We start from the raw sequence: 26,427 nt of genomic DNA, 5'->3' as shown, positions 1-26,427 counted from the left end.
CGGAGCGGTCAGCGCAGACCGGCGGCCGCCAGCGCGGCGGTCGCCCCGCCGGTCAGCAGCAGCGTCGTGCCGACGGCCAGGGTGCGCAGTGCGACCGCGCCGAACAGCAGCCGGGGCGAGGTGCCGAGGCGCAGCAGCACCTCGGTGACGTCCCGGCGGTCGGTGCGGACCTCGGCCAGCCGGGCGATCACCGCGGCGGCCGCGCAGCCGAGCACCAGGCAGGCCTCGACGGCGGGCAGGGCGTCGGCGCTGCCGGGGGTGCCGATCCAGTAGCGGATGGTGGTGAGCACCAGCGCGACGGCCAGGGTGAGGACGGCCAGCGGCGCGCCGAGGCGGGGGGCCTGGGCGGTGAGCCCGCGGCCGGCCAGCAGCCGCAGCGGGGTGGGCCGGCCGAGGGCGAGCAGCCGTCCGGCCCAGGCCAGCAGCGGGCCGGTGAGCAGGGCGAGGCCCAGTGCGCCGGCCGCCCAGCCGCCGAGGGCGGCGGTGCTGGTGGTGCCGAGCCCGGCGGGCAGGTGGATCGGGCGGCCGTCGGCGGGGGCTCCGGGCCGCAGCGCGATGAGTTCGAGGGCCGCGCCGATCACGCTCACTCCGATCGGCAGCGCGATCCGCCAGACGCCGAAGCCGGTGCGGTGGTGGGTGCGGCCGCCGGGCAGGTCCTCGGTGACGGGCACTGCGCAGGCGGCGGCGATGCCGGCGGTGAGCGGGACCAGGGCGAGCAGGGTGACCGGTGCGGCGGCCGGCAGCGGGACGCCCATGCCGAGGTCGGGGGCCAGTGAGGGCCCGGCGATGTCGTTGCGCAGTACCAGGAAGACCAGCAGGGTGAGCACGCTGCCGAGGGTGCAGGCGAGGGCGACCTCGCCGGCGATCAGGGCCCGGATCCGGCGGGAGCCGGCCCCGGCGGCGGTGAGGCCGGCGATCCGCTCGGGCCGCCGGGCGGGGACCGAGCGGGCGGCGACGGCGGCGAACCAGGCGACGGCGGCGAGCGGGGGCAGGCACCAGAGCAGCCGGACCAGCGGGTCGGCACCGCCGAGCGGGTCGCTCATGGCCCGGCCGAGGGAGCGCAGCAGGAAGGCGGCCACCACGGCGGCGGCCAGTGTGGTGAGCAGCCAGCGGCCGAGGTCGGGCGCCCGGTAGCCCCGGGCCAGACGGAGATAGAACACGGCGACTCTTTCAGCGGCTCGGCGTCGTCAGCGGCACGGTGTCGTCAACGGCTCGGTGTCGTCCGTCGTCAGAGGCGGGTGGCCGTGACGGCGGGTGCTCCGGTGGTCCCGCGCGGGACGGGGGCGGCGGGGGCGGTGAGCCGGCCGTCGACGAGGGCGACGGCGCGGTCCGCGAACCGGACGAGTTCGGGGTCGTGGGTGGCCAGGACGAGGGTGAGCTGGTGCGAGCGGGCGGCGCTGGTCAGTATCCGCAGGACCTGGTCGGCGGCCTCGCGGTGCAGCGGGGCGGTGGGGTCGTCGGCGAAGACGACGGGCGGCTGCGGGGCGAGGGCGCGGGCGACGGCGACCCGCTGGCGCTGGCTCTGGACCAGCCGGTCGGGGCGGTGCCTGGCGAAGTCGCCGACGTCCAGGCGCTCCAGCCACTCGTCGGCGGCGGTGTACGCGGCCTTGTTGCCGGCCCCGGCGAGCAGCAGGGGCAGGGCGACGTTCTCCCGGGCCGTCAGTTCGGGGACGAGCTGCGGCTCGGAGCCGACGAAGCCGAAGCGGTCGCGGCGCAGCCGTTCGCGGCCGGCCCGGTTGAGGGTGTGCACGGGGGCGCTGTTGAACCAGACCTCGCCCTCGTCGACCGGGAGCCGGGCGGAGAGGCAGCCGAGCAGGGTGCTCTTGCCGGAGCCGCGCGGGCCGGTGACGGCGAGTACCTCGCCCTCGCGGACGCCGAGCGAGATGCCGCGCAGGGCGGGGGTGCCGTGATGGGACTTGACGATCCCCCGGGCCCACAGCACGTCGTTGTCAGGCGGTGCCGCTGACATGAGGTTCCATCCTGGGTGGCCGCAGGGATATGACAGTCGTCAGATTAGAACGACCGTGGCGGGTCGCGGTTGCGGCGCACTGGTCCATCACGGGCAAATCACCCGCATTCAGGCATGTTTGGTCGTACGACTGTGATGTTCGGTGACGGTGGTGTGAACGCCGAAGGGCGGCCCCGCGGGAGCGGGACCGCCCTTCGGCGGAGGGTGGGGAAGAGGGCTCAGGGGATCAGAGCTTCGCCCACGCGTCGGTGAGGCTGGTCCGCAGGATCTGCTCGATCTCGTCGAAGGTCGACTGGTCGGAGATCAGCGGCGGGGCCAGCTGGACGACCGGGTCGCCACGGTCGTCGGCGCGGCAGTACAGGCCGTTGTCGAAGAGCGCCTTCGAGAGGAAGCCGTAGAGCACGCGCTCGGTCTCCTCGTCGTTGAAGGACTCCTTGGTGACCTTGTCCTTCACGAGCTCGATGCCGTAGAAGTAGCCGTTGCCGCGGACGTCGCCGACGATCGGCAGGTCGCGCAGCTTGCTCAGGGTGCCCAGGAAGCGCGACTCGTTGTCGAGCACGTGCTGGTTGAGGCCCTCGCGCTCGAAGATGTCGAGGTTGGCGAGCGCCACGGCCGAGGAGACCGGGTGGCCGGCGAAGGTGTAGCCGTGCAGGAAGGTGTTGTCACCCTTGTAGAACGGCTCGGCGATGCGGTCCGAGATGATCGTGGCGCCGATCGGGGAGTAGCCCGAGGTCATGCCCTTGGCGCAGGTGATCATGTCCGGCACGTAGCCGAACTTGTCGGCGCCGAACATGGTGCCGAGGCGGCCGAAGGCGCAGATGACCTCGTCCGAGACCATCAGCACGTCGTGGCGGTCACAGATCTCGCGCAGGCGCTGGAAGTAGCCGGGCGGCGGCGGGAAGCAGCCACCGGCGTTCTGCACCGGCTCGACGAAGACGGCGGCGACGGTCTCGGGGCCCTCGAAGAGGATCGCCTCCTCGACCTGGTCGGCGCACCAGCGGCCGTACGCCTCGGGGTCGACGGTGCCGTCGGGGCCCTCAAGGTAGTGCGGGGCGCGGTAGATGTTGGTGTTCGGGGCCTTGTGGGTGCCCGGCACCAGCGGCTCGAACGGGGCCTTCAGGCCCGGCAGGCCGGTGATGGACAGCGCGCCCTGCGGGGTGCCGTGGTAGGCGATGGCGCGGGAGATGACCTTGTACTTGGTCGGCTTGCCGATCAGCTTGAAGTACTGCTTGGCGAGCTTCCAGGCGGTCTCGACGGCCTCGCCGCCACCGGTGGAGAAGAAGACCTTGTTCAGGTCGCCCGGGGCGTAGTTGGCCAGGCGCTCGGCCAGCTCGACGGCCTTGGGGTGCGCGTAGCTCCAGATCGGGAAGAACGCGAGTTCCTTGGCCTGCTTGGCGGCGACCTCGGCGAGCTCGGTGCGGCCGTGACCGGCCTGCACGACGAACAGGCCGGCCAGGCCGTCGATGTACTTCCGGCCCTTGTCGTCCCAGATGTAGGTGCCCTCGCCCTTGACGATCGTCGGCACGGGGGAGTTCTCGTACGACGACATGCGGGTGAAGTGCATCCACAGGTGGTCGTAGGCGGTCTTGGAAAGGTCCTTCTGCGCCGGGTCGGCTGTCATCGGGTGCCCCAGGTGTAGGTCTGTTTCCGGAGCTTCAGGTAAACGAAGCTCTCGGTGCTCCGCACGCCGGGAAGGGCGCGGATGCGCTTGTTGATCAGTTCGAGCAGGTGCTCGTCGTCCTCGCAGACCAGTTCGGCCAGGAGGTCGAACGAGCCTGCGGTGCAGACGACGTAGTCGACCTCGTCGAGGGCGGCCAGCGCGTCGGCGACGGGCTCGATGTCGCCCTCGACCCGGATGCCGACCATCGCCTGGCGGGTGAAGCCGACGGTGAGCGGGTCCGTGACGGCGACGATCTGCATCACGCCTTGGTCGAGCAGCTTCTGGACGCGCTGCCGTACGGCTGCCTCGGACAGGCCGACGGCCTTGCCGATGGCGGCGTACGGGCGGCGCCCGTCCTCCTGGAGCTGCTCGATGATCGCCTTGGAGGCGGCGTCGAGGGGAACGCTGGCGTTCCGGTCGCGGTTGGCCACGCGGCCACTGTGCCTGATCGATTCGGCGTTCGCAAGCTTGGAAGCTGCTGATTTCGTCGCGATCTTGGAAAACGCGTACGGATTTCATCGCGTACATCCACTTGGCCTGTCGATTACGGCAGTGGTGCGGCTACCCTGGCACGGTACGCGCGCGGCCCCGCGGGATGCGGCGCGTACCGCCACCAGTGGACCGCGCCGTTTCGGGCCCGGCCACTCGGCACCCTTCGTACGCCGGATCCGCCGACGTACCATGGCGCCGGAATCTGCAATGCCGCAGGCCCAGACCGAGGAGAGACCCCGTGAGCGACCTTCGTACGCTGCGCAACTACATCAATGGTGAGTTCGTCGACGCGGCTGACGGCCGCACGCTCGACATCGTGGACCCGACCACCGGCGAGGTGTACGCGACGTCGCCGCTGTCCGGTGCCGCGGACGTGGACGCCGCCATGGCCTCCGCCGCCGCCGCGTTCCCGATCTGGCGCGACGCCACCCCGAGCACCCGGCAGAAGCTGCTGCTCAAGATCGCCGACGCGGTCGAGGCCCGGGCCGACGAGATCGTCGACGCCGAGGTGCGCAACACCGGCAAGCCCCGCGGGCTGACCCTCTCCGAGGAGATCGGCCCGATGGTGGACCAGATCCGGTTCTTCGCCGGTGCCGCCCGCCTGCTGGAGGGCAAGGCCGCCGGTGAGTACATGGACGGGATGACCTCGATCATCCGCCGCGAGCCGGTCGGCGTCTGCGCCCAGGTCGCCCCGTGGAACTACCCGATGATGATGGCCGTCTGGAAGTTCGCCCCGGCCATCGCCGCGGGCAACACCGTCGTGCTGAAGCCCTCGGACACCACCCCGGCCTCCACCGTGCTGCTGGCCGAGATCATCGGCGGCGTCCTCAAGGAGCTGGAGCTGCCGGCCGGCATCTTCAACGTCATCTGCGGCGACCGCGAGAGCGGCAAGCTGATGGTCGAGCACCGGACGCCGGCGATGGCCTCCATCACCGGTTCGGTCCGGGCCGGCATCCAGGTCGCCGAGTCGGCCTCCAAGGACGTCAAGCGCGTCCACCTGGAGCTGGGCGGCAAGGCCCCGGTCGTGGTCTTCGAGGACGCCGACATCGCCGAGGCCGTCGAGGGCATCTCGGTGGCGGGCTACTTCAACGCCGGCCAGGACTGTACGGCCGCCACCCGCGTGCTGGTGCACGAGTCGATCCACGACGCCTTCGTCGAGGCGCTGGCCAAGGCCGCGGCCGAGACCAAGACCGGCGGCGTGGACGACGAGGACGTGCTGTACGGCCCGCTGAACAACGCCAACCAGCTGAAGCAGGTGGCCGGCTTCATCGAGCGGCTGCCCGCCCACGCCAAGGTCGAGGCCGGTGGCCACCAGGTCGGCGACAAGGGCTACTTCTACGCCCCGACCGTCGTCTCCGGCCTGAACCAGGACGACGAGATCATCCAGAACGAGGTCTTCGGCCCGGTCATCACCGTGCAGAAGTTCACCGACGAGGACCAGGCCGTCGAGTACGCCAACGGCGTCGAGTTCGCGCTGGCCTCCTCGGTGTGGACCAAGGACCACGCCCGCGCCATGCGGATGTCGCGCCGCCTGGACTTCGGCTGCGTCTGGATCAACACCCACATCCCGCTGGTCGCCGAGATGCCGCACGGCGGCTTCAAGAAGTCCGGCTACGGCAAGGACCTGTCGTCGTACGGCTTCGAGGACTACACCCGCGTGAAGCACGTCATGACCGCGATCTAGCGGGTCGTGACCGCGATCTAGCGGGTCGTGACCGTCGAGCGGGGTATGACCGCGATCTAGCGGGTCATGACCGTCGAGCGGGGTATGACCGCGATCTGAGTGCTGGTATGAACTGACCATGGGCCCGGGGCTTTTCGCCCCGGGCCCTGTGTCTTTGCATCCTGTCGACGGATCGGGTGACCGGCTGACAAGATGAAACTGCCCTTCGGGGACGACCGGCCCTAGCCTTACCGGCATGAGCATCCCCACCGCTGACTCAGCCACCGGCCAGGCGGTCAAGGCCGCCGACCGCGCGCACGTCTTCCACTCGTGGTCCGCCCAGGCGCTGATCGACCCCCTCGCGGTGGCCGGCGCCGAGGGCTCGTACTTCTGGGACTACGACGGCAACCGCTACCTCGACTTCTCCTCGCAGCTGGTCAACACCAACATCGGCCACCAGCACCCGAAGGTGGTCGCCGCGATCCAGGAGCAGGCGGCGAAGCTCTGCACCATCGCCCCCGGCTTCGCGGTCGAGGCGCGCAGCGAGGCCGCCCGGCTGGTCGCCGAGCGCACCCCGGGCGACCTGGACAAGATCTTCTTCACCAACGGCGGCGCCGAGGCCAACGAGAACGCCATCCGGCTGGCCCGGCTGAACACCGGCCGCCAGAAGGTCCTGTCCACCTACCGCTCGTACCACGGCGCCACCGCCAACGCGATCGCCCTGACCGGCGACCCGCGGCGCTGGGCCAACGAGATCGGCGTCTCCGGCGTGGTGCACTTCTGGGGCCCGTACGCCTACCGCTCCAACTTCCACGCCGAGAACGAGGCGCAGGAGTGCGAGCGCGCGCTGCGGCACCTGGAGGAGGTGATCGCGTTCGAGGGGCCGGGCACCGTCGCGGCGGTCATCCTGGAGACCGTGGTCGGCACCGCGGGCATCCTGGTCCCGCCGCCGGGCTACTTGGCGGGGGTGCGGGAGATCTGCGACCGGTACGGCATCGTGTTCATCCTCGACGAGGTGATGGCGGGCTTCGGCCGCACCGGCGAGTGGTTCGCCGCCGACCACTGGGGCGTCACCCCGGACCTGCTCACCTTCGCCAAGGGCGTCAACTCCGGTTACGTGCCGCTGGGCGGCGTGGCGATCAGCGCCGAGATCGCGGCCACCTTCGCCGAGCGGCCGTTCCCCGGCGGGCTCACCTACTCCGGCCACCCGCTGGCCTGTGCCTCGGCGGTGGCCACCATCAACGCCATGGCGGAGGAGGGCATCGTCGAGAACGCCAAGCACATCGGCGAGACGGTGCTCGGCCCCGGGCTGCGCGAGCTGGCCGAGCGGCACCCCTCGATCGGAGAGGTCCGCGGCCTCGGCGTGTTCTGGGCGCTCGACCTGGTGAAGGACCGGGAGACCCGCGAGCCGCTGGTGCCGTACAACGCCGCCGGCGCCGCCAACGCGCCGATGGCCGAGCTGGCCGCGGCCTGCAAGCAGCGCGGGCTCTGGCCGTTCGTCAATATGAACCGCTTCCACGTCGTCCCGCCGTGCACCGTCACCGAGGAGGAGGCCAAGACCGGCCTCGCGGTGCTGGACGAGGTGCTGTCGCTCACCGACGCGCACACTGTCTGACGTACCTCCCAGGACGGCCCCGGCGCCCGCGCGTGCCGGGGCCGTCCCACGCTCCGGAAGGCTCCCCATGTCCAGCTCCACCCTGACCCGCCGTTCGTCCGACTCCCGTACTGTGCGCCGACGTTCCGTGCTCGGCGGGGCGGCGCTGCTCGGTGCCGGCGCACTGACCGGCTGCGGGATCCCGTCCGCGTACGTCCCCGAGGACCGCCGCTCGGCACCGGACCGTTCGGAGAGCGACCGGAGGCTCGCCTTCTCCAACTGGACGCAGTACATCGACACCGACGACCAGGGCGGCCGACCGACCCTGGACGCCTTCAGCGCCAGCACCGGGATCGCGGTCACCTACACCGAGGACATCAACGACAACGACGAGTTCTTCGGCAAGATCAGCCCGGTGCTCACCCAGGGCGCCGACCCCGGCCGGGACCTGATGGTGGTCAGCGACTGGATGGCCGGGCGGTACGTCTCGCTCGGCTGGGTGCAGGCCATGGACCGGGCCAACCTGCCCCACGTGACCGCCAACCTGGACCCGCAGCTCGCCGATCCGGCCTTCGACCGCGGGCGCCGGCGCAGCGTGCCCTGGCAGTCCGGGATCACCGGCATCGCCTACAACCGCAAGGCGCTCGGCCGGGAGATCAAGTCCACCGCCGACCTGTGGGCGCCCGAACTCAAGGGCCGGGTCACGCTGTTCGCCGGGCTGGACGAGGCGCTCGGGCTGCTGATGCTCTCCCAGGGCGCGGACCTCGCCAGGTTCACCGGGGACGACGCGGACAAGGCGATGGACCTGGTGCAGAAGATGGTCGACACCGGCCACGTCCGCCGCTTCACCGGCAACGACTACACCAGCGACCTCGCCTCCGGGGCGGCCCTCGCCTGCCAGGCCTACTCCGGCGACGCCGTCCAACTCACCGCCGAGAACCCGGACATCGAGTTCGTGGTGCCCGAGGAGGGCGGCGAACTGTGGGCGGAGAGCCTGATGATCCCCAACCGGGCCGTCCACAAGCGCAACGCCGAGGCGCTGATCGACTACTACTACCAGCCCGAAGTGGCCGCCGAACTCGCCGCGTTCGTCCAGTACATCTGCCCGGTGCCGGCCGCCCGCGAGGTGCTGGCGGCCAGCGGCGACAAGGAGAAGGCCGAACTCGCCGAGAACCCGCTGGTGTTCCCGACCGAGGAGATGCGAGCCCGGCTGCACACCATGCGCGACGTCACCTCGGCCGAGCGGCCGCAGCTGCACAAGGTCTGGGGGCGCATCACCGGGGTGTGATCCGCCGGGTTGTGATCCGCGGGGTGTGATCCGCCGGGGTGCGACGGCAACCGGAGCGCGGCCCCCTGGGCTCAGCGGCGGACGGCGTCCAGGGCGAGCAGCGCCACGTGCAAGGACAGGCAGGACTCCACCTGGTCCAGGTCCACGCCGAGGATCCGCTCGACCTTGTGCAGCCGGTCGTAGAAGGACGGCCGGGACAGGTGGGCGGCGTCCGCCGCGGCCGACTTGTTCCGGCCCTGCTCCAGGTAGATCCGCAGCATCTGCACCAACTGGCCGTTGTGCTCGGCGTCGTGGGCCAGCAGCGGGCCCAGCTCCCGCTCCACGTAGGTCTGCAGCCGGGCGTCGTCGCGCAGCAGGTGGAGCAGGCCGCGCAGCCGGACGTCCGGCAGCCGGTAGTAGGAGGAGGTGCGGCCGCCGCCGGGCACGTCGTGCAGCGCGGCGTCGGCGACCTGGGTGGCCTCCAGCAGGGTGCGCCGGGCGTCGCGGACCGATCCGACCGAGGAGCCGACCGCGACCACCGGGGCGGCCGGGTCGCCGCCCTCCCGGCCGGCCTCGGCCGACATCCGGCGCAGGGTGGCCGAGAAGGCGTCCAGCGAGGCGTGCTCCTCCTGCTGGGCGCCGAGCGAGATCAGCAGGCCGACGGCCTCGTCGTCCAGCGCGCCGACCAGGGCGGAGAGCCGGGCGGCCCGGGCCGCGCCCGCGGCCAGCTCGGTGAAGTCGCGCAGCCGGGCCTGTGCCTCCAGCGCGGCCGGGATCGGCCCGCGCCGCTGGCGCAGCACCACGCCGACCAGCCGTCGGCCCTCCAGCGGGACGCCGAGCGCCTGGGCGCGCAGCGCCGCCTCGGAGACGGTCAGGGCGTGGGTGAGGATGCCGGAGAGCAGGGTGCGGTGGGTCTGCCGCTCCAGGGACTCCCGGTCGCGGACCACCAGCCGGTTGAGCGCCAGCGCGGAGGCGCCGCGTTCCAGGAGCATGGCGTGCGGGTGGGTCTCGCCCTCGGGCAGCGGGCCGGGCTCCTGGACCAGCACCAGCCGGCCCCAGTCCTGGCCGCGGGCGCCGACGGTGGTGACCAGCCAGCCGCTGCGCGGGTCGTGCCCGGTGCGGCCGGACGGGCGCACCCCGCGCGAGCGGCGCTCCCAGTCCTCCAGTACCTCGGCCTCCGGGCGTCCGGCGGTGTCGTGGGCCAGCACCTGGTGCGCCAGGTTCTCCAGGACGACCGGCGCGCCCGCCATCCGGGCGACCTGCCGGATCACCTCGGGCGGCTCGGCGCCCTCCACCACCAGCTCGTTGAACACCTGGTGCACGGACTCGGAGATGCGCAGCTGCTCCAGCTGGGCGTTGACCACCAGGGCGTGCACGGCCTCGGTGACGGCGACGAAGCGCAGTTCGCGGCGGAGCGTGATCAGCGGCAGCCCGCGTTGCTCGGCGGCGTTGACCAGGGCGCGGGGGAGCGCGTCGAAGTAGCGCCGCCCGAACTCGACGACCAGGCCGGCGACCCCGACCTCGTCCAGCTCGCGGACGTAGCGGGCCAGGCCCTCGCGGTCCTCGGGCAGCGCGATGCCGGTGGTCAGCACCAGCTCGCCGCCGCGGAGCATTCCGGCGACGTCGGGCAGCTCGCTGACGTGGACCCAGCGGACCGGGCGCTCCAGGTGGTCGGCGCCGGCCACGACCTGGGGCAGGCCGCGCCGCATCACCTCCAGGTCGAGTACGCGGGCGACGGTGGGGAGCATCGCGGGCCTCCAGGACCGTGTGGGTTCGGGCTATCCAGGGTTCGGGCTATTCAGGGTGTCAGGTGAATCATCCATCGCCGCGACGACCTGTTGCCCTGCCCGCACCCTTGCACCCTGTAAGGCGCTTCGTACCGAGATTGCCGCAGTGACCCTTGTCACGCCCCGGCGGCAACGGGCATGGTCAGCGGGTCAGCCGTGGCGGAAAACCGATCCTGCACAGGAATCCGTCGCGTGACCGGAAAGCAACCGCGGAATCCCTTGCTAGGAACCCCGCCGGGCTGTCAGGATCGCGCAACCCCCAGTGATCGACACGGCGGACTCCGCTACCGCGGAAGCGCGCTACGGCCCTGCGCAGTCGTACCACCGGCACTTGGAGGAACCAGATGGACCTGACCGACTTCGGCGCAGGCGCGCAGTACATCGCGGGCCGCCGGACCCGGGGCGGCGGCGAGGCCTTCCAGGTCGTCAACCCCGCCGACGGCAGCGTGGTCGAGCAGGTCTCCCTGGCCACCACCGAGGACGTCGACGCGGCCGTCGCAGCGGCAAGAGCCGCCCTGCCGGGCTGGTCCTCGGCCACCCCCGGTGCGCGTTCCGAGGCGCTGACCCGGCTGGCCGCGGTGCTGACCGAGGCCTCCGGGGAGCTCGCCCGGGTGGAGACCGCGCAGACCGGCAAGCCGGTCAAGCTCGCCACCGAGTTCGACGTGCCCGGCACCATCGACAACGCCGCGTTCTTCGCCGGCGCCGCCCGCAACCTGGAGGGCAAGGCGGCCGGCGAGTACTCCGGCGACCACACCTCCTACGTCCGGCGCGAGGCGATCGGCGTGGTCGGCTCGATCTCGCCGTGGAACTACCCGCTGCAGATGGCCGCCTGGAAGATCCTCCCGGCGATCGCGGCGGGCAACACCATCGTGCTCAAGCCGGCCGAGCTGACTCCGCTGACCTCGCTGATGTTCGCTTCGGCGTGCACCGCGGCGGGCATCCCGGACGGTGTGGTCAACGTGGTCACCGGCGCCGGGCGCACCGCCGGCGAGCACCTGGTCGGCCACCCGGACGTCGCGATGGTGTCCTTCACCGGCTCCACCGCGGTCGGCAGGCGGGTCGCCGAACTCGCCACCGCGAGCGTCAAGCGCACCCACCTGGAGCTCGGCGGCAAGGCCCCGTTCGTGGTCTTCGACGACGCCGACCTGGACGCCGCCGTGCACGGCGCGGTCGCCGCCTCGCTGATCAACGGCGGCCAGGACTGCACGGCCGCGACCCGCGCGTACGTCCAGCGCCCGCTGTACGACGCGTTCGTGGCCGGGGTGGCCGAGCTGTTCGCGGCGATCCGGATCGGCGACCCGCTGAACCCGCACACCGACCTCGGCCCGCTGGTCTCGTACACCCACCGGGACCGGGTGGCCGGCTTCGTGGAGCGCGCCCGCTCGTACGCCACCGTGGTCACCGGCGGCCGCGCGCCGGCGAAGGGCCACGACGGCACCGACCTCACCCGGGGCGCGTACTACCCGCCGACCCTGATCACCGGCGCGGCCCAGGACAGCGAGGTCGTCCAGGGCGAGATCTTCGGCCCGGTGCTGGTCGTGCTGCCCTTCGACGGCGACGACGAGGGCCTGCGGCTGGCCAACGACACCCCGTACGGCCTGGCCGCCTCCGCCTGGACGGGCAACGTGCACCGCTCGCTGCGCGCCACCCGGGAGCTCGCCGCCGGGTGCGTCTGGGTCAACGACCACATCCCGATCATCAGCGAGATGCCGCACGGCGGCTACAAGGCGTCCGGCTACGGCAAGGACATGTCCCAGTACTCGCTGGACGAGTACACCCAGGTCAAACACGTCATGTTCGACACCACCGCGGTGGCCCGCAAGGACTGGCACCGCACCGTCTTCGGAGACAGATAACCCCCCGGACCGGGGCGCCCCCCCCCACGCGCCCCCTCTCCCTCCCCAGGAGGCCCGTTCCATGACGTTCAAGGCGTTCAACGAGCTCACCGACGGTCTGCCCGAACCGGTCCGCAGGGCCTGGGAACGCAGCCTGACCAGCGGCCGGGCCGCACTCGGGCGCCGCACCCTGCTGCGCGCCGCCGCGCTGACCGCCGGAGCGGGCACCCTGGCCGCCTGCGGCATCCCGGCGGCGCCCCGGGCGACCGGCGACTCCACCGCGAACGCCGCCAAGGACCTCTCGGGCACGGAGAAGGAAGTCAGCTTCTCCAACTGGCCGCTGTACGTGGACACCGACGAGAAGGACAAGGAGAAGCACGGCACCCTGGACGCCTTCACCCAGGCCACCGGGATCAAGGTCAAGTACACCGAGGACGTCAACGACAACGTCGAGTTCTTCGGCAAGATCAAGCCGCAGCTCGCCTCCGGCGAGGACACCGGCCGCGACCTGATGGTGCTCACCGACTGGATGGCCGCCCGGCTGATCCGGCTCGGCTGGGTGCAGAAGCTCAACCCGGCGAACGTCACCACCGCGATCACCAACGTCGAGGCCCGCTTCCGCGCCCCCGACTGGGATCCGGGCCGGCTCTACTCCTACCCGTGGGCCGGCATCCAGGTCGTCGTCGCGTACAACAAGAAGGCGACCAAGGGGAGGGAGGTCACCAGCGTCTCCCAGCTGCTGGACGACCCCGAGCTCAAGGGCCGGGTCACCTTCCTCTCCGAGATGCGCGACAGCATCGGGATGGTCCTGCTGGACATGGGCAAGGACCCGGCGAAGTTCACCGCCGACGACTTCGACGCCGCGATCGCCCGGGTGCAGAAGGCCGTCGACAGCAAGCAGATCCGCCGCTTCACCGGCAACGACTACGGCCAGGAGCTGTCCTCCGGCGACATCGCGGCCTGCGTCGCCTGGGGTGGCGACCTGATCCAACTGCGCGCCGACAACCCGGACATCGAGTTCGTCGTCCCGGAGCAGGGGTTCATCGCCTCGACCGACAACCTGCTGGTTCCGGCCAAGGCGCAGCACAAGACGAACGCGGAAAAGCTGATCGACTTCTACTATCAGCCGAAGATCGCGGCGCAGCTGGTCGCGGGCATCGGCTACGTCTCCGCCGTCACGGGGATGAAGGACGAGCTCGCCGCCCTCGCCCCGGACACCGCGGCCAACCCGCTGGTCGTACCCACCCCCGAGATGGCGGCCAAGGCGCACGTGTTCCGCACCCTCACCGAGAGCGAGGAGAGCGACTTCGAGCAGAAGTTCTCCAAGCTCATCGGCGCCTGACCCCCCCGTCCCGGCAGAACCGCAGAGACCCAGGAAGACACCACCCCATGACAGACCAGCAGCGAGACGCGGCCGCCGGCGGCGACGTCCGGCTCACCGGCATAGGCAAGACCTACGGCTCCTTCACCGCCGTCCACCCGCTCGACCTGACCGTCCCCCAGGGCTCCTTCTTCGCCCTGCTCGGCGCCTCCGGCTGCGGCAAGACCACCACCCTGCGCATGATCGCCGGCCTGGAGGAGCCCACCAGCGGCACCGTCCTGATCGGCGGCCAGGACGTCACCGCCCTGCCCCCGTACAAGCGGCCGGTGAACACCGTCTTCCAGAGCTACGCGCTCTTCCCGCACCTCGACATCTTCGAGAACGTCGCCTTCGGGCTGCGCCGGCGCGGCAAGAAGGACGTCAAGAAGCAGGTCGACGACATGCTGGAACTGGTCGAACTCGGCCAGTACGCCCGGCGCAAGCCCCACCAGCTCTCCGGCGGCCAGCAGCAGCGCGTCGCCGTCGCCCGCGCGCTGATCAACCACCCGCAGGTGCTGCTCCTGGACGAGCCGCTCGGCGCGCTCGACCTCAAGCTCCGCCGCCAGATGCAGTTGGAGCTCAAGCGGATCCAGACCGAGGTCGGCATCACCTTCGTGCACGTCACCCACGACCAGGAGGAGGCCATGACCATGGCCGACACCATCGCGGTGATGAACGGCGGCCGGGTCGAGCAACTGGGCGCCCCCGCCGAGCTGTACGAGAACCCCGCCACCACCTTCGTGGCCAACTTCCTCGGCCAGTCCAACCTGCTGCCCGCCGAGGTCACCGGCACCGCGGGCGGCGACCTGCTGCTCAGCGCGGCCGGCGCCCGGCTCACCGTGCCGAAGGCCCGCTGCGCCACCGACGCCAAGCGCGTCCACCTGGGCGTGCGCCCGGAGAAGATCACCATCACGCACGCCTCCGAGGAGGTCGCCGACGGCCGCAACCAACTCGCCGGCACCGTCCTCGACTCCAGCTTCATCGGCGTCTCCACCCAGTACGTGGTGCGCACCGAGGGCGGCCAGGAAGTCAGCGTCTTCGAGCAGAACATGGAACGCGACGCCCGGATCGTCCCCGGCGCCGCCGTCCGGCTGCACTGGAACCCGGCGCACTCCTTCGCCCTCGACGCCTCGCAGGCGATCGACGCGGGCACCGCGGAGGAGGCCGCATGACCGCCGCCACCCCGGCCGCGCCGCCGCAGGTCATCCCGTTGGCACCGGCGGAGCGGAAGCCGAAGCGCAAGCGCACTCCGTACTGGCTGCTGCTGCCCGGCATCGCCTGGCTGGTCGTCTTCTTCGCCGTCCCGATGATCTACCAGGCGTCCACCTCGCTGCAGACCGGTTCGCTCGAAGAGGGCTTCAAGGTCACCTGGCACCTCTCGACCTACTGGGACGCCCTGGTCGAGTACAAGTGGCACTTCGTCCGCTCGTTCTCCTACGCCGCCGTTGCCACCGTGCTCTGCCTGGCCGTCGGTTACCCGCTCGCGTACACGATCGCCTTCAAGGCGAACAAGCGCTGGCGCAACGTCATCCTGATCCTGGTCATCGCGCCGTTCTTCACCAGCTTCCTGATCCGCACGCTGGCCTGGAAGACCATCCTGTCCGACGGCGGACCGGTGGTCGGCGCGCTGAACGCGCTGCACGTCCTGGACCTCACCAACCTGGTCGGCCTCACCGACGGCGACCGGGTGCTGGCCACCCCGCTCGCGGTGGTCTGCGGACTGACGTACAACTTCCTGCCGTTCATGATCCTGCCGCTGTACACCTCGCTGGAGCGGATCGACCCCCGCCTGCACGAGGCGGCCGGCGACCTCTACGCCCGCCCGTTCACCACCTTCCGCAAGGTCACCTTCCCGATCTCGCTGCCGGGCGTGGTCGCGGGCACCCTGCTGACCTTCATCCCGGCCTCCGGCGACTACATCAACGCCCAGCTGCTGGGCTCGCCGAGCGAGCAGATGGTCGGCAACGGCATCCAGAAGCAGTTCCTGAACGTGCTCGACTACCCCACGGCAGCTGCGCTGAGCTTCATCCTGATGGCCCTGATCCTGGCCATGGTGACGGTCTACATGCGCAAGGCCGGGACGGAGGAACTGGTCTGATGTCCCGCATCGTCAAGTGGATCCGCGCCCACCTCGTGGTGCTGGCCGGCCTGCTGGCCCTCGCCTACCTGGTGCTGCCCAACCTGGTCGTGCTCGCCTTCTCGTTCAACAAGCCGGTGGGCAAGTTCAACTACGAGTGGAACGAGTTCTCCACCGACGCCTGGACCAACCCCTGCGGCGTGGCCGACATGTGTCAGTCGCTCTCGCTCAGCCTGCAGATCGCGGTGTTCGCCACCATCGGCGCCACCGTGCTCGGCACCATGGTCGCCTTCGCACTGGCCCGCCACCGCTTCCGCGGCCGCTCGGCCACCACCGCGATGATCTTCCTGCCGATGGCCATGCCCGAGGTGGTCATGGCAGCCTCGCTCGGGACGCTCTTCCTCAACATGCGCATCCCGTTCGGCTTCACCACCATCCTGATCGCGCACATCATGTTCTGCCTCAGCTTCGTGGTGACGGCCGTCAAGGCGCGCGTGACGAGCATGGACCCGAGGCTCGAACAGGCCGCCCAGGACCTGTACGCGACCCCCACCCAGACCTTCCTCAAGGTCACCCTGCCGCTGGCCGCCCCCGGCATCGCGGCGGGCGCACTGCTCAGCTTCGCGCTCTCCTTCGACGACTTCATCATCACCCAGTTCAACTCGGGCCCGACCACCGTCACCTTCCCGATGTTCGTCTGGGGCGCCTCGCAACGCGGCATCCCGGTGCAGGTGAACGTCATCGGCACCGCGATGTTCCTCGCCGCCGTCGCACTGACCGTCGCCGGCCAGTGGCTCGGCAACCGCAGGAAGGCCACCGTCTGACGTACGGTCGGTCAGCGGTGGCTCGTAACGTCATCTATCCGTGGAAAGTGGCTGATAATGCATGGACTCCGCGCGCGCACTCAGTGACGCCAGGCCCACCCCCTTCTGGCTGGAGGACCCGGGCCGGCCGGCGGCACTCCCCGCCCTGGTGGGCGACACCACCTGCGACCTGCTGGTCGTCGGCGGCGGCTACTCCGGCCTGTGGACCGCCCTCATCGCCAAGGAACGCGACCCCGCCCTGGACGTCGTGCTGGTCGAGGGCAACGAGGTCGGGTGGGCCGCCTCCGGGCGCAACGGCGGATTCTGCGCGGCCAGCCTCACCCACGGCTTCGGCAACGGCCTGGAACGCTGGCCCTCCGAACTCGCCCAGCTGGAACGCCTCGGCGCGGCCAACCTCGACGCCATCGAGGAGACCCTGAAGCGCCACGGCATCGACGCCGAATGGGAGCGCACCGGGGAGATCGACGTCGCCACCCAGCCGCACCAGGTGGAGGAACTGCACGAGGTCGCCGAAGCCGTCGCCCGGTACGGCCTCGACATCACCGTCCTGGACGCCGACCAGCTGCGCGCCGAGGTGAACTCGCCGACCTTCCTCGGCGGCCTCTGGGACAAGGAGGGCGTGGCCATGGTCCACCCCGCCAAACTCGCCTGGGGCCTCAAGGACGCCTGCGTGCGGCTGGGCGTGCGGATCTTCGAGCACACCCGGGCCACCGACCTGCGGGAGCACGGCAGCGGCATGGCCGCCCGCACCCCGTACGGGCGGGTCTTCGCCCGGCGGGTCGCGCTCGGCACCAACGTGTTCCCGTCCCTGCTCAAGCGCGTCCGTCCGTACATCGTGCCGGTGTACGACTACGCGCTGATGACCGAACCGCTCAACGCGGAGCAGCTGGCCTCGATCGGCTGGCGCGGGCGGCAGGGGCTCGGCGACAGCGCCAACAAGTTCCACTACTTCCGGCTCTCCGCCGACAACCGGATCCTGTGGGGCGGCTACGACGCGGTCTACCACTACGGCGGCCAAGTCCGGCACGAGTACGACCAGCGGCCGGAGACCTTCCGCACCCTCGCCGGCAACTTCTTCCGCTGCTTCCCGCAGCTGGAGGGGCTGCGCTTCACCAACGCCTGGGGCGGGGCGATCGACACCTGCAGCCGGTTCTCGGCGTTCTTCGACACCGCGTACCGGGGCAAGGTCGCGTACGCGGTCGGCTTCACCGGGCTCGGCGTCGGCGCCACCCGCTTCGGCGCCGAAGTGATGCTCGACCTGCTCGCGGGCGAGCGCACCGAGCGCACCTCGCTGGAGATGGTGCGCAGCAAGCCGCTGCCGTTCCCGCCCGAGCCGGTGCGGTGGGCCGGGATCGAGATCACCACCCGGTCGCTGGAGCGGGCCGACCGCAACGGGGGCCACCGCAACCTGTGGCTGCGCACGCTCGACCGGCTGGGTCTGGGCTTCGACAGCTGACCTCGGCCGGCGGCAGCTGACCCCGGCCGGCGCAGCTCCGGGCAGCTCGCAGCAGCTTTCGACCGCCGATCCGTTCGTTCCCGCGTCCGCGACCCGTGTAAGAGGGACCCGCCGTCCGCCTCTCCTTGGTGACGGCGGGTCTCGCCTTTCCCGCCGCGCCCCAACAGGACGAACGGCAAGAAGCGGGGACAGACATGGAGAGCACCGGACTGCACTGGCTCGCCCAGGTGGCACCGGACCCGGAATCCTTCCGGGAACAGTGGGAGCGCACCCCGCTGGGCCTGATGCTGCTACCGGCCGGCCGCCGCTGGGACGTCCTCTCCGTCCCCGGACGGCTCGGGCGCCCGGCGCTGGAGATCCTGGACACCGGCTCCCGCGGCCCGGCGCTCACCGACTTCGGCGAGGAGCACGTCAACTTCCTGGTGCCGGTCGGCACCGCCGCGCGCTGGGTCGGCACCGGCGTGCGCGGCGCGGGGGAGGGCACCTGGATCGTCGTCCCGCACCCCGAGCGCAGCAGTCGGGGGGTGCGCTGGCTGGTCCCGCCCGACGGCTCCGGGCGGCTCAACGACCCGGTGCTGCTGGAGCTCGCCCTGCACGAGGCCGCGGCGGAGCTCAGCGGGTGGTGAGGCGGGCGACTCGTCCCTGAGGGGCCGGCGGTGGCGCGCGGAGCGGGCGGTCGCGTCAGACTGGAGGTGTGACCACCGCCCCGCACACCGTCGACGCGTCCCTGCGACCGGGCCGCGCGCAGCTGCGCCTCGCCGCCGTGGCCGCGCCGGTCTGCGACCGGTACGGCCTCGCCCTGGCCGGCGGGCACGCGCTGCGCGCCCACGGCGTCGCGGCCTGCGCCCAGGACGGGCTCACCCTGGCGACCGGCGGGGCCGACCTGCCGGAGGTGGCCGAGGCACTGGGCGAGGCCTACCGGGCGGCGGGCGGCGGGGTCGCCGAGCGGCCGGGCACGCCGCGGCTGGAACAGCTGGTCGTCCGGCTGGCACTGGGCGGGCGGTCGCACTCGGTGGAACTGCGCAAGGAGCCGCTGGGGCACCGGCCGGTCCGGCTCGACCTCGGCACGCCCGGGCCGGACGGGCCGGACGGGCCGCCGGTGGTGCTGCCGGTCGTCGCCCTGGAGGACGCGGCGGCGCTGGCCACCACGCTGCTCGTGGACCGCGGCATGCCGCGCGACCTGATCGACGTGCACGCCCTCACCCGCTGCTACCGGGAGGGCGAACTGCTCGCCCTGGCAGGGGAGTTGGACCAGGACTTCCAGCCCGCGGCGCTCGCCGACCGGCTGGAGACGCTCGCCGAGGCGGCAGACGGACGGTTCCGTGCCCGGGGCGTCCCGGCCGGGGCGGTGGACGGGCTGAAGCGGTGGGCGCTGGCGTGGGCGCAGGACCTGAGGCTGGACCTGCTGGAGACCCAGGAGGCGGCGGACGGGCTGCACGATCCGTACCTGGAGGACGAGGAGGCCTGAGCGGCCTCGGTGCCCCGGCGGCCTCGGTGCTTCGATGGCCTCGGTGCTTCGATGGCCTCGGTGCCTCGACGGCCTCGGTGCCTCGACGGCCTCGGTGCCTCGACGGCCTTGATCCCGCCTGGCGCGCACCCGTTCGGAGTAGTGACCGGACGACCTGTAAGGCTGAATCCAGGATCCCCGTCAGCCTGTTCGTTGAGCCCGGCTCGGTCGGCCACCAGACTGGAGACGAGAGCGCGGTAGCCCCGTGAATTCCCGTCGCCCGGCCCACTCGCGGGCGGCGCCAGACCGGACCGGTGGCAGGACGCCGCCCGGGACTTCGGAGGCAGACGGACTTGAGCAAGCACATCATTCACTGGATCGCCGGCAAGCCGGTCGCCACCGCCGGTGCGGCGCCCCGCCGCGGCGACGTCTTCGACCCGGCCACCGGCCAGGTCGCCGGTCAGGTCGACTTCGCCGGGATCGCCGAGGTCGACCAGGCCGTCGCCGCCGCCGCCTCGGCGTTCACCGAGTGGCGCACCGCCTCGGTCGCCAAGCGGTCGACGGTGCTCTTCGCCTTCCGCGAGCTGCTGAACGCCCGCCGTGAGGAGCTGGCCTCGATCATCGTGGCGGAGCACGGCAAGGTGCACTCCGACGCCCTCGGCGAGATCGCCCGCGGCCTGGAGGTCGTGGAGTACGCCTGCGGCATCCCGCAGCTCATCAAGGGCGGCTTCACCGAGCAGGCCTCCACCGGCATCGACGTCTACTCGATCCGCCAGCCGCTCGGCCCGGTCGCGATCATCTCGCCGTTCAACTTCCCGGCCATGGTGCCGATGTGGTTCTTCCCGATCGCCATCGCGGCCGGCAACACCGTCGTGGTGAAGCCCTCGGAGAAGGACCCGTCCGCCGCCAACTTCCTCGCCGAGCTGTGGAAGGAGGCCGGCCTGCCGGACGGCGTCTTCAACGTCGTCCACGGCGACAAGGTCGCCGTCGACCGCCTGCTGGAGCACCCGGACATCAAGTCCGTCAGCTTCGTCGGCTCCACCCCGATCGCCCGCTACGTCTACGAGACCGGCACCCGCTACGGCAAGCGCGTGCAGGCCCTCGGCGGCGCCAAGAACCACATGCTGGTCCTGCCCGACGCCGACCTCGACCTGGCCGCCGACGCCGCCGTCAACGCCGGCTTCGGCGCGGCCGGCGAGCGCTGCATGGCGGTGTCCGTCCTGGTCGCGGTCGACCCGATCGGCGACGAGCTGGTCGAGAAGATCAAGCAGCGGATCGCCACCCTGAAGGTCGGCCCCGGCTGCAACGGCGACTCCGAGATGGGTCCGCTGGTCACCGGCCAGCACCGCGACAAGGTCACCTCCTACGTGGAGTCCGGTGTCGCCGACGGCGCCGAGCTCGCCGTGGACGGCCGCAAGCACCCGATCACCGCCGAGGACAGGGACGGCACCCCGACCGCCGACGGCTTCTGGCTCGGCCCCACGCTGTTCGACCACGTCAAGCCCGGCATGTCCGTCTACAACGACGAGATCTTCGGCCCGGTCCTTTCCGTGGTGCGCGTCTCCTCCTACGACGAGGGCCTGGCGCTCATCAACGCCAACCCGTACGGCAACGGCACCGCCCTCTTCACCAACGACGGCGGCGCCGCCCGGCGCTTCCAGTTCGAGGTGGAGGTCGGCATGGTCGGCATCAACGTGCCGATCCCGGTGCCGGTCGCCTACTACTCCTTCGGCGGCTGGAAGGCCTCGCTGTTCGGCGACGCCCACGCGTACGGCCCGGACGGCGTGCAGTTCTTCACCCGCGGCAAGGCCGTGACCCAGCGCTGGCTGGACCCGTCGCACGGCGGCATCAACCTGGGCTTCCCGACCAACAGCTGACCCCGCAGCCCCGCCCGCGTGCCGGCCGGGTCCCTCTCCCCGGGGCCGCGGCCGGCCGCTTTGCACATCGTTTGCATCCGGCCGTCGTATCGCGTAGAGTTCTTCGAGCTGCCTGGCAGGGAGCACCGGACACGCATCGGCGCGGACGGTCCCGGGGCAGCCAATCCCTTGAAACACCACTTCCCGGCTCGGGCTGGGTCGTTTATGCGTTTTTACGCTCAGCGGCTCGGCGCTATTCGGCGTGTTCGTTTTATCGGATTGCGGCTGGATTCGCTTCTCGGAGCGGGGATCGGCTAGAGTTTGGAACGTCGGACGGGGCGTCAAACCCCGGAAGACTCCGGCGAGTTGGATGAACGAAGCCCCGGAAACGGAGCGGAAATCATCTGATAAGCTGGGAACACGAATGAACGAAGCCCGGAGGGTCCGCTGGAAGGCGGTCCGAAGGAAGCGTCCGTTCCTTGAGAACTCAACAGCGTGCCAAAAGTCAACGCCAGATATGTTGACATCCCCGGCCTCAGGTTTCCTGGGGTTGGAGATTCCTTTTGAAATAACACTAGCGAGGACGCAGTGCGCGGGATCACCCTATTCCGGTGGTTGCCGTGCCGCTCAACGCGAGTGCCGCCCGATTACGGGTAGACATTCACGGAGAGTTTGATCCTGGCTCAGGACGAACGCTGGCGGCGTGCTTAACACATGCAAGTCGAACGGTGAAGCCCTTCGGGGTGGATCAGTGGCGAACGGGTGAGTAACACGTGGGCAATCTGCCCTGCACTCTGGGACAAGCCCTGGAAACGGGGTCTAATACCGGATATGACCCGGGAGCGCATGCTCTCGGGTGGAAAGCTCCGGCGGTGCAGGATGAGCCCGCGGCCTATCAGCTTGTTGGTGGGGTAATGGCCTACCAAGGCGACGACGGGTAGCCGGCCTGAGAGGGCGACCGGCCACACTGGGACTGAGACACGGCCCAGACTCCTACGGGAGGCAGCAGTGGGGAATATTGCACAATGGGCGCAAGCCTGATGCAGCGACGCCGCGTGAGGGATGACGGCCTTCGGGTTGTAAACCTCTTTCAGCAGGGAAGAAGCGCAAGTGACGGTACCTGCAGAAGAAGCACCGGCTAACTACGTGCCAGCAGCCGCGGTAATACGTAGGGTGCGAGCGTTGTCCGGAATTATTGGGCGTAAAGAGCTCGTAGGCGGCCTGTCGCGTCGGATGTGAAAGCCCGGGGCTTAACCCCGGGTCTGCATTCGATACGGGCAGGCTAGAGTGTGGTAGGGGAGATCGGAATTCCTGGTGTAGCGGTGAAATGCGCAGATATCAGGAGGAACACCGGTGGCGAAGGCGGATCTCTGGGCCATTACTGACGCTGAGGAGCGAAAGCGTGGGGAGCGAACAGGATTAGATACCCTGGTAGTCCACGCCGTAAACGTTGGGAACTAGGTGTTGGCGACATTCCACGTCGTCGGTGCCGCAGCTAACGCATTAAGTTCCCCGCCTGGGGAGTACGGCCGCAAGGCTAAAACTCAAAGGAATTGACGGGGGCCCGCACAAGCAGCGGAGCATGTGGCTTAATTCGACGCAACGCGAAGAACCTTACCAAGGCTTGACATATGCCGGAAACACCTGGAGACAGGTGCCCCCTTGTGGTCGGTATACAGGTGGTGCATGGTTGTCGTCAGCTCGTGTCGTGAGATGTTGGGTTAAGTCCCGCAACGAGCGCAACCCTTGTTCTGTGTTGCCAGCATGCCTTTCGGGGTGATGGGGACTCACAGGAGACTGCCGGGGTCAACTCGGAGGAAGGTGGGGACGACGTCAAATCATCATGCCCCTTATGTCTTGGGCTGCACACGTGCTACAATGGTCGGTACAAAGGGCTGCGATGCCGTGAGGCGGAGCGAATCCCAAAAAGCCGGCCTCAGTTCGGATTGGGGTCTGCAACTCGACCCCATGAAGTTGGAGTTGCTAGTAATCGCAGATCAGCATGCTGCGGTGAATACGTTCCCGGGCCTTGTACACACCGCCCGTCACGTCACGAAAGTCGGTAACACCCGAAGCCGGTGGCCTAACCCGTAAGGGGAGGAGCCGTCGAAGGTGGGACCAGCGATTGGGACGAAGTCGTAACAAGGTAGCCGTACCGGAAGGTGCGGCTGGATCACCTCCTTTCTAAGGAGCACATAGCAGCTTCGGGCGAATGTCCCGGAGTGCTCGCTCATGGGTGGAACGTTGACTATTCGGCACAGGAAGAGATCGGACTGCTAGTACTGCTTCGGCGTGGAACGCTTCCGGGATTGACTGTGTCGGGCACGTTGTTGGGTCCTGAGGGAACGGGTAACCGTTGTCTCAGTGGTTGCCGGCCTCACTTGAGGCAGCCCGGTTCGGGTTGTTGAGGGTGTGTGACTGGTCGTTGTTTGAGAACTGCACAGTGGACGCGAGCATCTGTGGCCAAGTTTTTAAGGGCGCACGGTGGATGCCTTGGCACCAGGAACCGATGAAGGACGTGGGAGGCCACGATAGTCCCCGGGGAGCCGTCAACCAGGCTTTGATCCGGGGGTTTCCGAATGGGGAAACCCGGCAGTCGTCATGGGCTGTCACCCGCTGCTGAACACATAGGCAGTGTGGAGGGAACGCGGGGAAGTGAAACATCTCAGTACCCGCAGGAAGAGAAAACAACCGTGATTCCGGGAGTAGTGGCGAGCGAAACTGGATGAGGCTAAACCGTTTTGGTGTGAGACCCGGCAGGGGTTGCCATTGCGGGGTTGTGGGAATGAGCTTCAGTCGTCTGCCGGCGGCTGGGCGAGTCAGAAACCGTATGGGTAGTCGAAGGACATGCGAAAGGTCCGGCGTAGAGGGTAAGACCCCCGTAGACGAAATCTGTACGGCTTGCTTGCTCATCTCCCAAGTAGCACGGGGCCCGAGAAATCCCGTGTGAATCTGGCGGGACCACCCGCTAAGCCTAAATATTCCCTGGTGACCGATAGCGGATAGTACCGTGAGGGAATGGTGAAAAGTACCGCGGGAGCGGAGTGAAATAGTACCTGAAACCGTGTGCCTACAAGCCGTGGGAGCGTCGTCGTGGTCTTCGGATCACGGCCGTGACTGCGTGCCTTTTGAAGAATGAGCCTGCGAGTTTGCGGTGTGTAGCGAGGTTAACCCGTGTGGGGTAGCCGTAGCGAAAGCGAGTCCGAATAGGGCGACTCAGTTGCATGCCCAAGACCCGAAGCGGAGTGATCTAGCCATGGGCAGGTTGAAGCGCGGGTAAGACCGTGTGGAGGACCGAACCCACCAGGGTTGAAAACCTGGGGGATGACCTGTGGTTAGGGGTGAAAGGCCAATCAAACTCCGTGATAGCTGGTTCTCCCCGAAATGCATTTAGGTGCAGCGTCACGTGTTTCTTGCCGGAGGTAGAGCACTGGATAGGCGATGGGCCTTACCGGGTTACTGACCTTAGCCAAACTCCGAATGCCGGTAAGTGAGAGCGTGGCAGTGAGACTGTGGGGGATAAGCTCCATGGTCGAGAGGGAAACAGCCCAGAACACCGACTAAGGTCCCTAAGCGTGTGCTAAGTGGGAAAGGATGTGGAGTCGCAGAGACAACCAGGAGGTTGGCTTAGAAGCAGCCACCCTTGAAAGAGTGCGTAATAGCTCACTGGTCAAGTGATTCCGCGCCGACAATGTAGCGGGGCTCAAGCACATCACCGAAGTCGTGTCATTGCAGCATTGAGGGCCAACGCCTGCTGTGATGGGTAGGGGAGCGTCGTGTGCCGGGTGAAGCGGCGGTGGAAACCAGTCGTGGACGGTATACGAGTGAGAATGCAGGCATGAGTAGCGATACAAGAGTGGGAAACTCTTGCGCCGATTGACCAAGGGTTCCTGGGTCAAGCTGATCTGCCCAGGGTAAGTCGGGACCTAAGGCGAGGCCGACAGGCGTAGTCGATGGACAACGGGTTGATATTCCCGTACCCGCTTTGAAGCGCCAACGCTGAACCTCTTGATGCTAAGCCCGTGAAGCCGGCCCGGAGTCTTCGGACAATGGGACGTGGTGGAAGCCGGTGACCCAACGGGGTAGTAGGTGAGCGATGGGGTGACGCAGGAAGGTAGTCCAGCCCGGGCGGTGGTTGTCCCGGGGTAAGGGTGTAGGCCGTGAGGTAGGCAAATCCGCCTCACGTTAAGGCTGAGACCTGATGCCGAGCCGATTGTGGTGAAGTGGATGATCCTATGCTGTCGAGAAAAGCCTCTAGCGAGTTTCATGGCGGCCCGTACCCCAAACCGACTCAGGTGGTCAGGTAGAGAATACCGAGGCGTTCGGGTGAACTATGGTTAAGGAACTCGGCAAAATGCCCCCGTAACTTCGGAGAAGGGGGGCCATTCCTGGTGACGGGCCTTGCGCCTTGAGCTGGGGGTGGCCGCAGAGACCAGCGAGAAGCGACTGTTTACTAAAAACACAGGTCCGTGCGAAGCCGTAAGGCGATGTATACGGACTGACGCCTGCCCGGTGCTGGAACGTTAAGGGGACCGGTTAGCTCCATTTCGGTGGGGCGAAGCTGAGAACTTAAGCGCCAGTAAACGGCGGTGGTAACTATAACCATCCTAAGGTAGCGAAATTCCTTGTCGGGTAAGTTCCGACCTGCACGAATGGCGTAACGACTTCTCGACTGTCTCAACCATAGGCCCGGTGAAATTGCATTACGAGTAAAGATGCTCGTTTCGCGCAGCAGGACGGAAAGACCCCGGGACCTTTACTATAGCTTGATATTGGTGTTCGGTTCGGCTTGTGTAGGATAGGTGGGAGACTTTGAAGCGGCAACGCCAGTTGTTGTGGAGTCGTCGTTGAAATACCACTCTGGTCGTGCTGGATGTCTAAACCTGGGTCCGTGATCCGGATCAGGGACAGTGTCTGGTGGGTAGTTTAACTGGGGCGGTTGCCTCCTAAAGGGTAACGGAGGCGCCCAAAGGTTCCCTCAGCCTGGTTGGCAATCAGGTGTTGAGTGTAAGTGCACAAGGGAGCTTGACTGTGAGACTGACGGGTCGAGCAGGTACGAAAGTAGGGACTAGTGATCCGGCGGTGGCTTGTGGAAGCGCCGTCGCTCAACGGATAAAAGGTACCCCGGGGATAACAGGCT

17 protein-coding genes and 2 rRNA genes are annotated in these 26,427 nt (G+C 68.9%); 14 read left to right on the top strand and 5 right to left on the bottom strand.

Annotated features, from left to right (window positions below):
• Positions 1-8: 8 nt before the first annotated feature.
• The 4 genes from BX285_RS00100 to BX285_RS00085 form a co-directional block, all read right to left on the bottom strand.
• Positions 9-1,160 (bottom strand): hypothetical protein, encoded by a 1,152-nt coding sequence (locus tag BX285_RS00100; RefSeq protein ID WP_097236079.1) that lies wholly within the window; start codon positions 1,158-1,160, stop codon positions 9-11.
• A 68-nt stretch (positions 1,161-1,228) separates the two neighbouring features.
• Positions 1,229-1,969 carry an ABC transporter ATP-binding protein gene (locus BX285_RS00095; RefSeq protein ID WP_121174170.1) on the bottom strand — a complete coding sequence of 247 codons (741 nt, stop codon included), beginning with the start codon at positions 1,967-1,969 and terminating at the stop codon, positions 1,229-1,231.
• A gap of 226 nt (positions 1,970-2,195) precedes the next feature.
• On the bottom strand, positions 2,196-3,590 hold the full coding sequence (locus BX285_RS00090; protein WP_121174169.1) for an aspartate aminotransferase family protein: 1,395 nt from the start codon (positions 3,588-3,590) through the stop codon (positions 2,196-2,198).
• Positions 3,587-4,060 (bottom strand): Lrp/AsnC family transcriptional regulator, encoded by a 474-nt coding sequence (locus BX285_RS00085; RefSeq protein ID WP_030243538.1) that lies wholly within the window; start codon positions 4,058-4,060, stop codon positions 3,587-3,589. The genes BX285_RS00090 and BX285_RS00085 overlap by 4 nt, the downstream gene beginning before the upstream one ends.
• Positions 4,061-4,359: 299 nt before the next feature.
• On the opposite strand from BX285_RS00085, the gene BX285_RS00080 reads away from it, so the two are divergent.
• From BX285_RS00080 to BX285_RS00070, 3 genes are all read left to right on the top strand, one after another.
• A complete protein-coding gene (locus BX285_RS00080; protein WP_097236076.1) occupies positions 4,360-5,805 on the top strand; it encodes a gamma-aminobutyraldehyde dehydrogenase in 1,446 nt (481 codons plus the stop codon).
• Between the two features lie 235 nt (positions 5,806-6,040).
• Complete coding sequence (locus BX285_RS00075; protein WP_121174168.1) at positions 6,041-7,399, top strand: aspartate aminotransferase family protein; 1,359 nt, start codon at positions 6,041-6,043, stop codon at positions 7,397-7,399.
• A 67-nt stretch (positions 7,400-7,466) separates the two neighbouring features.
• The gene (locus BX285_RS00070; protein WP_121174167.1) at positions 7,467-8,666 is read left to right on the top strand and encodes a spermidine/putrescine ABC transporter substrate-binding protein; all 1,200 of its coding nucleotides are present in this window, start codon (positions 7,467-7,469) and stop codon (positions 8,664-8,666) included.
• Between the two features lie 71 nt (positions 8,667-8,737).
• On the opposite strand, the gene BX285_RS00065 is transcribed toward BX285_RS00070, so the two are convergent.
• On the bottom strand, positions 8,738-10,393 hold the full coding sequence (locus BX285_RS00065; protein WP_097236073.1) for a PucR family transcriptional regulator: 1,656 nt from the start codon (positions 10,391-10,393) through the stop codon (positions 8,738-8,740).
• 383 nt (positions 10,394-10,776) lie between these two features.
• Between BX285_RS00065 and BX285_RS00060 the strand changes: the two genes are divergently transcribed.
• The 11 genes from BX285_RS00060 to BX285_RS00005 all read left to right on the top strand — a co-directional run.
• Positions 10,777-12,288, top strand: coding sequence for a gamma-aminobutyraldehyde dehydrogenase (locus BX285_RS00060; protein ID WP_121174166.1), 1,512 nt, complete (start codon positions 10,777-10,779; stop codon positions 12,286-12,288).
• A gap of 61 nt (positions 12,289-12,349) precedes the next feature.
• Complete coding sequence (locus BX285_RS00055) at positions 12,350-13,609, top strand: spermidine/putrescine ABC transporter substrate-binding protein (RefSeq protein ID WP_121174165.1); 1,260 nt, start codon at positions 12,350-12,352, stop codon at positions 13,607-13,609.
• A 47-nt stretch (positions 13,610-13,656) separates the two neighbouring features.
• Entirely contained in the window at positions 13,657-14,799 is a 1,143-nt protein-coding gene (locus tag BX285_RS00050) for an ABC transporter ATP-binding protein (RefSeq protein WP_121174164.1), read from the top strand.
• Positions 14,796-15,725, top strand: coding sequence for an ABC transporter permease (locus tag BX285_RS00045; protein ID WP_121174163.1), 930 nt, complete (start codon positions 14,796-14,798; stop codon positions 15,723-15,725). The genes BX285_RS00050 and BX285_RS00045 overlap by 4 nt, the downstream gene beginning before the upstream one ends.
• Positions 15,725-16,528 carry an ABC transporter permease gene (locus tag BX285_RS00040; protein ID WP_121174162.1) on the top strand — a complete coding sequence of 268 codons (804 nt, stop codon included), beginning with the start codon at positions 15,725-15,727 and terminating at the stop codon, positions 16,526-16,528. The genes BX285_RS00045 and BX285_RS00040 overlap by 1 nt, the downstream gene beginning before the upstream one ends.
• A 61-nt stretch (positions 16,529-16,589) precedes the next feature.
• Positions 16,590-17,984, top strand: coding sequence for an FAD-binding oxidoreductase (locus BX285_RS00035; RefSeq protein WP_121174161.1), 1,395 nt, complete (start codon positions 16,590-16,592; stop codon positions 17,982-17,984).
• Positions 17,985-18,178: 194 nt separating this feature from the next.
• Complete coding sequence (locus tag BX285_RS00030; protein ID WP_121174160.1) at positions 18,179-18,610, top strand: bifunctional DNA primase/polymerase; 432 nt, start codon at positions 18,179-18,181, stop codon at positions 18,608-18,610.
• 68 nt (positions 18,611-18,678) lie between these two features.
• A complete protein-coding gene (locus tag BX285_RS00025; protein ID WP_121174159.1) occupies positions 18,679-19,452 on the top strand; it encodes a nucleotidyl transferase AbiEii/AbiGii toxin family protein in 774 nt (257 codons plus the stop codon).
• A gap of 332 nt (positions 19,453-19,784) precedes the next feature.
• Positions 19,785-21,308 carry a CoA-acylating methylmalonate-semialdehyde dehydrogenase gene (locus BX285_RS00020; RefSeq protein ID WP_097236064.1) on the top strand — a complete coding sequence of 508 codons (1,524 nt, stop codon included), beginning with the start codon at positions 19,785-19,787 and terminating at the stop codon, positions 21,306-21,308.
• A 639-nt stretch (positions 21,309-21,947) separates the two neighbouring features.
• Positions 21,948-23,471, top strand: a 16S ribosomal RNA gene (locus tag BX285_RS00010).
• A gap of 277 nt (positions 23,472-23,748) precedes the next feature.
• Positions 23,749-26,427, top strand: a 23S ribosomal RNA gene (locus BX285_RS00005); the annotation flags it as partial.

Source organism: Streptomyces sp. 1114.5, from assembly GCF_003635085.1.
Lineage (GTDB): Bacteria > Actinomycetota > Actinomycetes > Streptomycetales > Streptomycetaceae > Kitasatospora.
This window is presented reverse-complemented; position numbering and strand designations above follow the sequence as displayed.

Excerpts from the sequence above, each read along its gene's own strand:
- BX285_RS00035 (WP_121174161.1), top strand. The coding sequence starts at position 16,590 with ATGGACTCCGCGCGCGCACTCAGTGACGCCAGGCCCACCCCCTTCTGG.
- BX285_RS00060 (WP_121174166.1), top strand. The coding sequence starts at position 10,777 with ATGGACCTGACCGACTTCGGCGCAGGCGCGCAGTACATCGCGGGCCGC.
- BX285_RS00040 (WP_121174162.1), top strand. The coding sequence starts at position 15,725 with ATGTCCCGCATCGTCAAGTGGATCCGCGCCCACCTCGTGGTGCTGGCC.
- BX285_RS00090 (WP_121174169.1), bottom strand. The coding sequence starts at position 3,590 with ATGACAGCCGACCCGGCGCAGAAGGACCTTTCCAAGACCGCCTACGAC.
- BX285_RS00075 (WP_121174168.1), top strand. The coding sequence starts at position 6,041 with ATGAGCATCCCCACCGCTGACTCAGCCACCGGCCAGGCGGTCAAGGCC.
- BX285_RS00065 (WP_097236073.1), bottom strand. The coding sequence starts at position 10,393 with ATGCTCCCCACCGTCGCCCGCGTACTCGACCTGGAGGTGATGCGGCGC.
- BX285_RS00055 (WP_121174165.1), top strand. The coding sequence starts at position 12,350 with ATGACGTTCAAGGCGTTCAACGAGCTCACCGACGGTCTGCCCGAACCG.
- BX285_RS00070 (WP_121174167.1), top strand. The coding sequence starts at position 7,467 with ATGTCCAGCTCCACCCTGACCCGCCGTTCGTCCGACTCCCGTACTGTG.
- BX285_RS00045 (WP_121174163.1), top strand. The coding sequence starts at position 14,796 with ATGACCGCCGCCACCCCGGCCGCGCCGCCGCAGGTCATCCCGTTGGCA.
- BX285_RS00030 (WP_121174160.1), top strand. The coding sequence starts at position 18,179 with ATGGAGAGCACCGGACTGCACTGGCTCGCCCAGGTGGCACCGGACCCG.
- BX285_RS00095 (WP_121174170.1), bottom strand. The coding sequence starts at position 1,969 with ATGTCAGCGGCACCGCCTGACAACGACGTGCTGTGGGCCCGGGGGATC.
- BX285_RS00050 (WP_121174164.1), top strand. The coding sequence starts at position 13,657 with ATGACAGACCAGCAGCGAGACGCGGCCGCCGGCGGCGACGTCCGGCTC.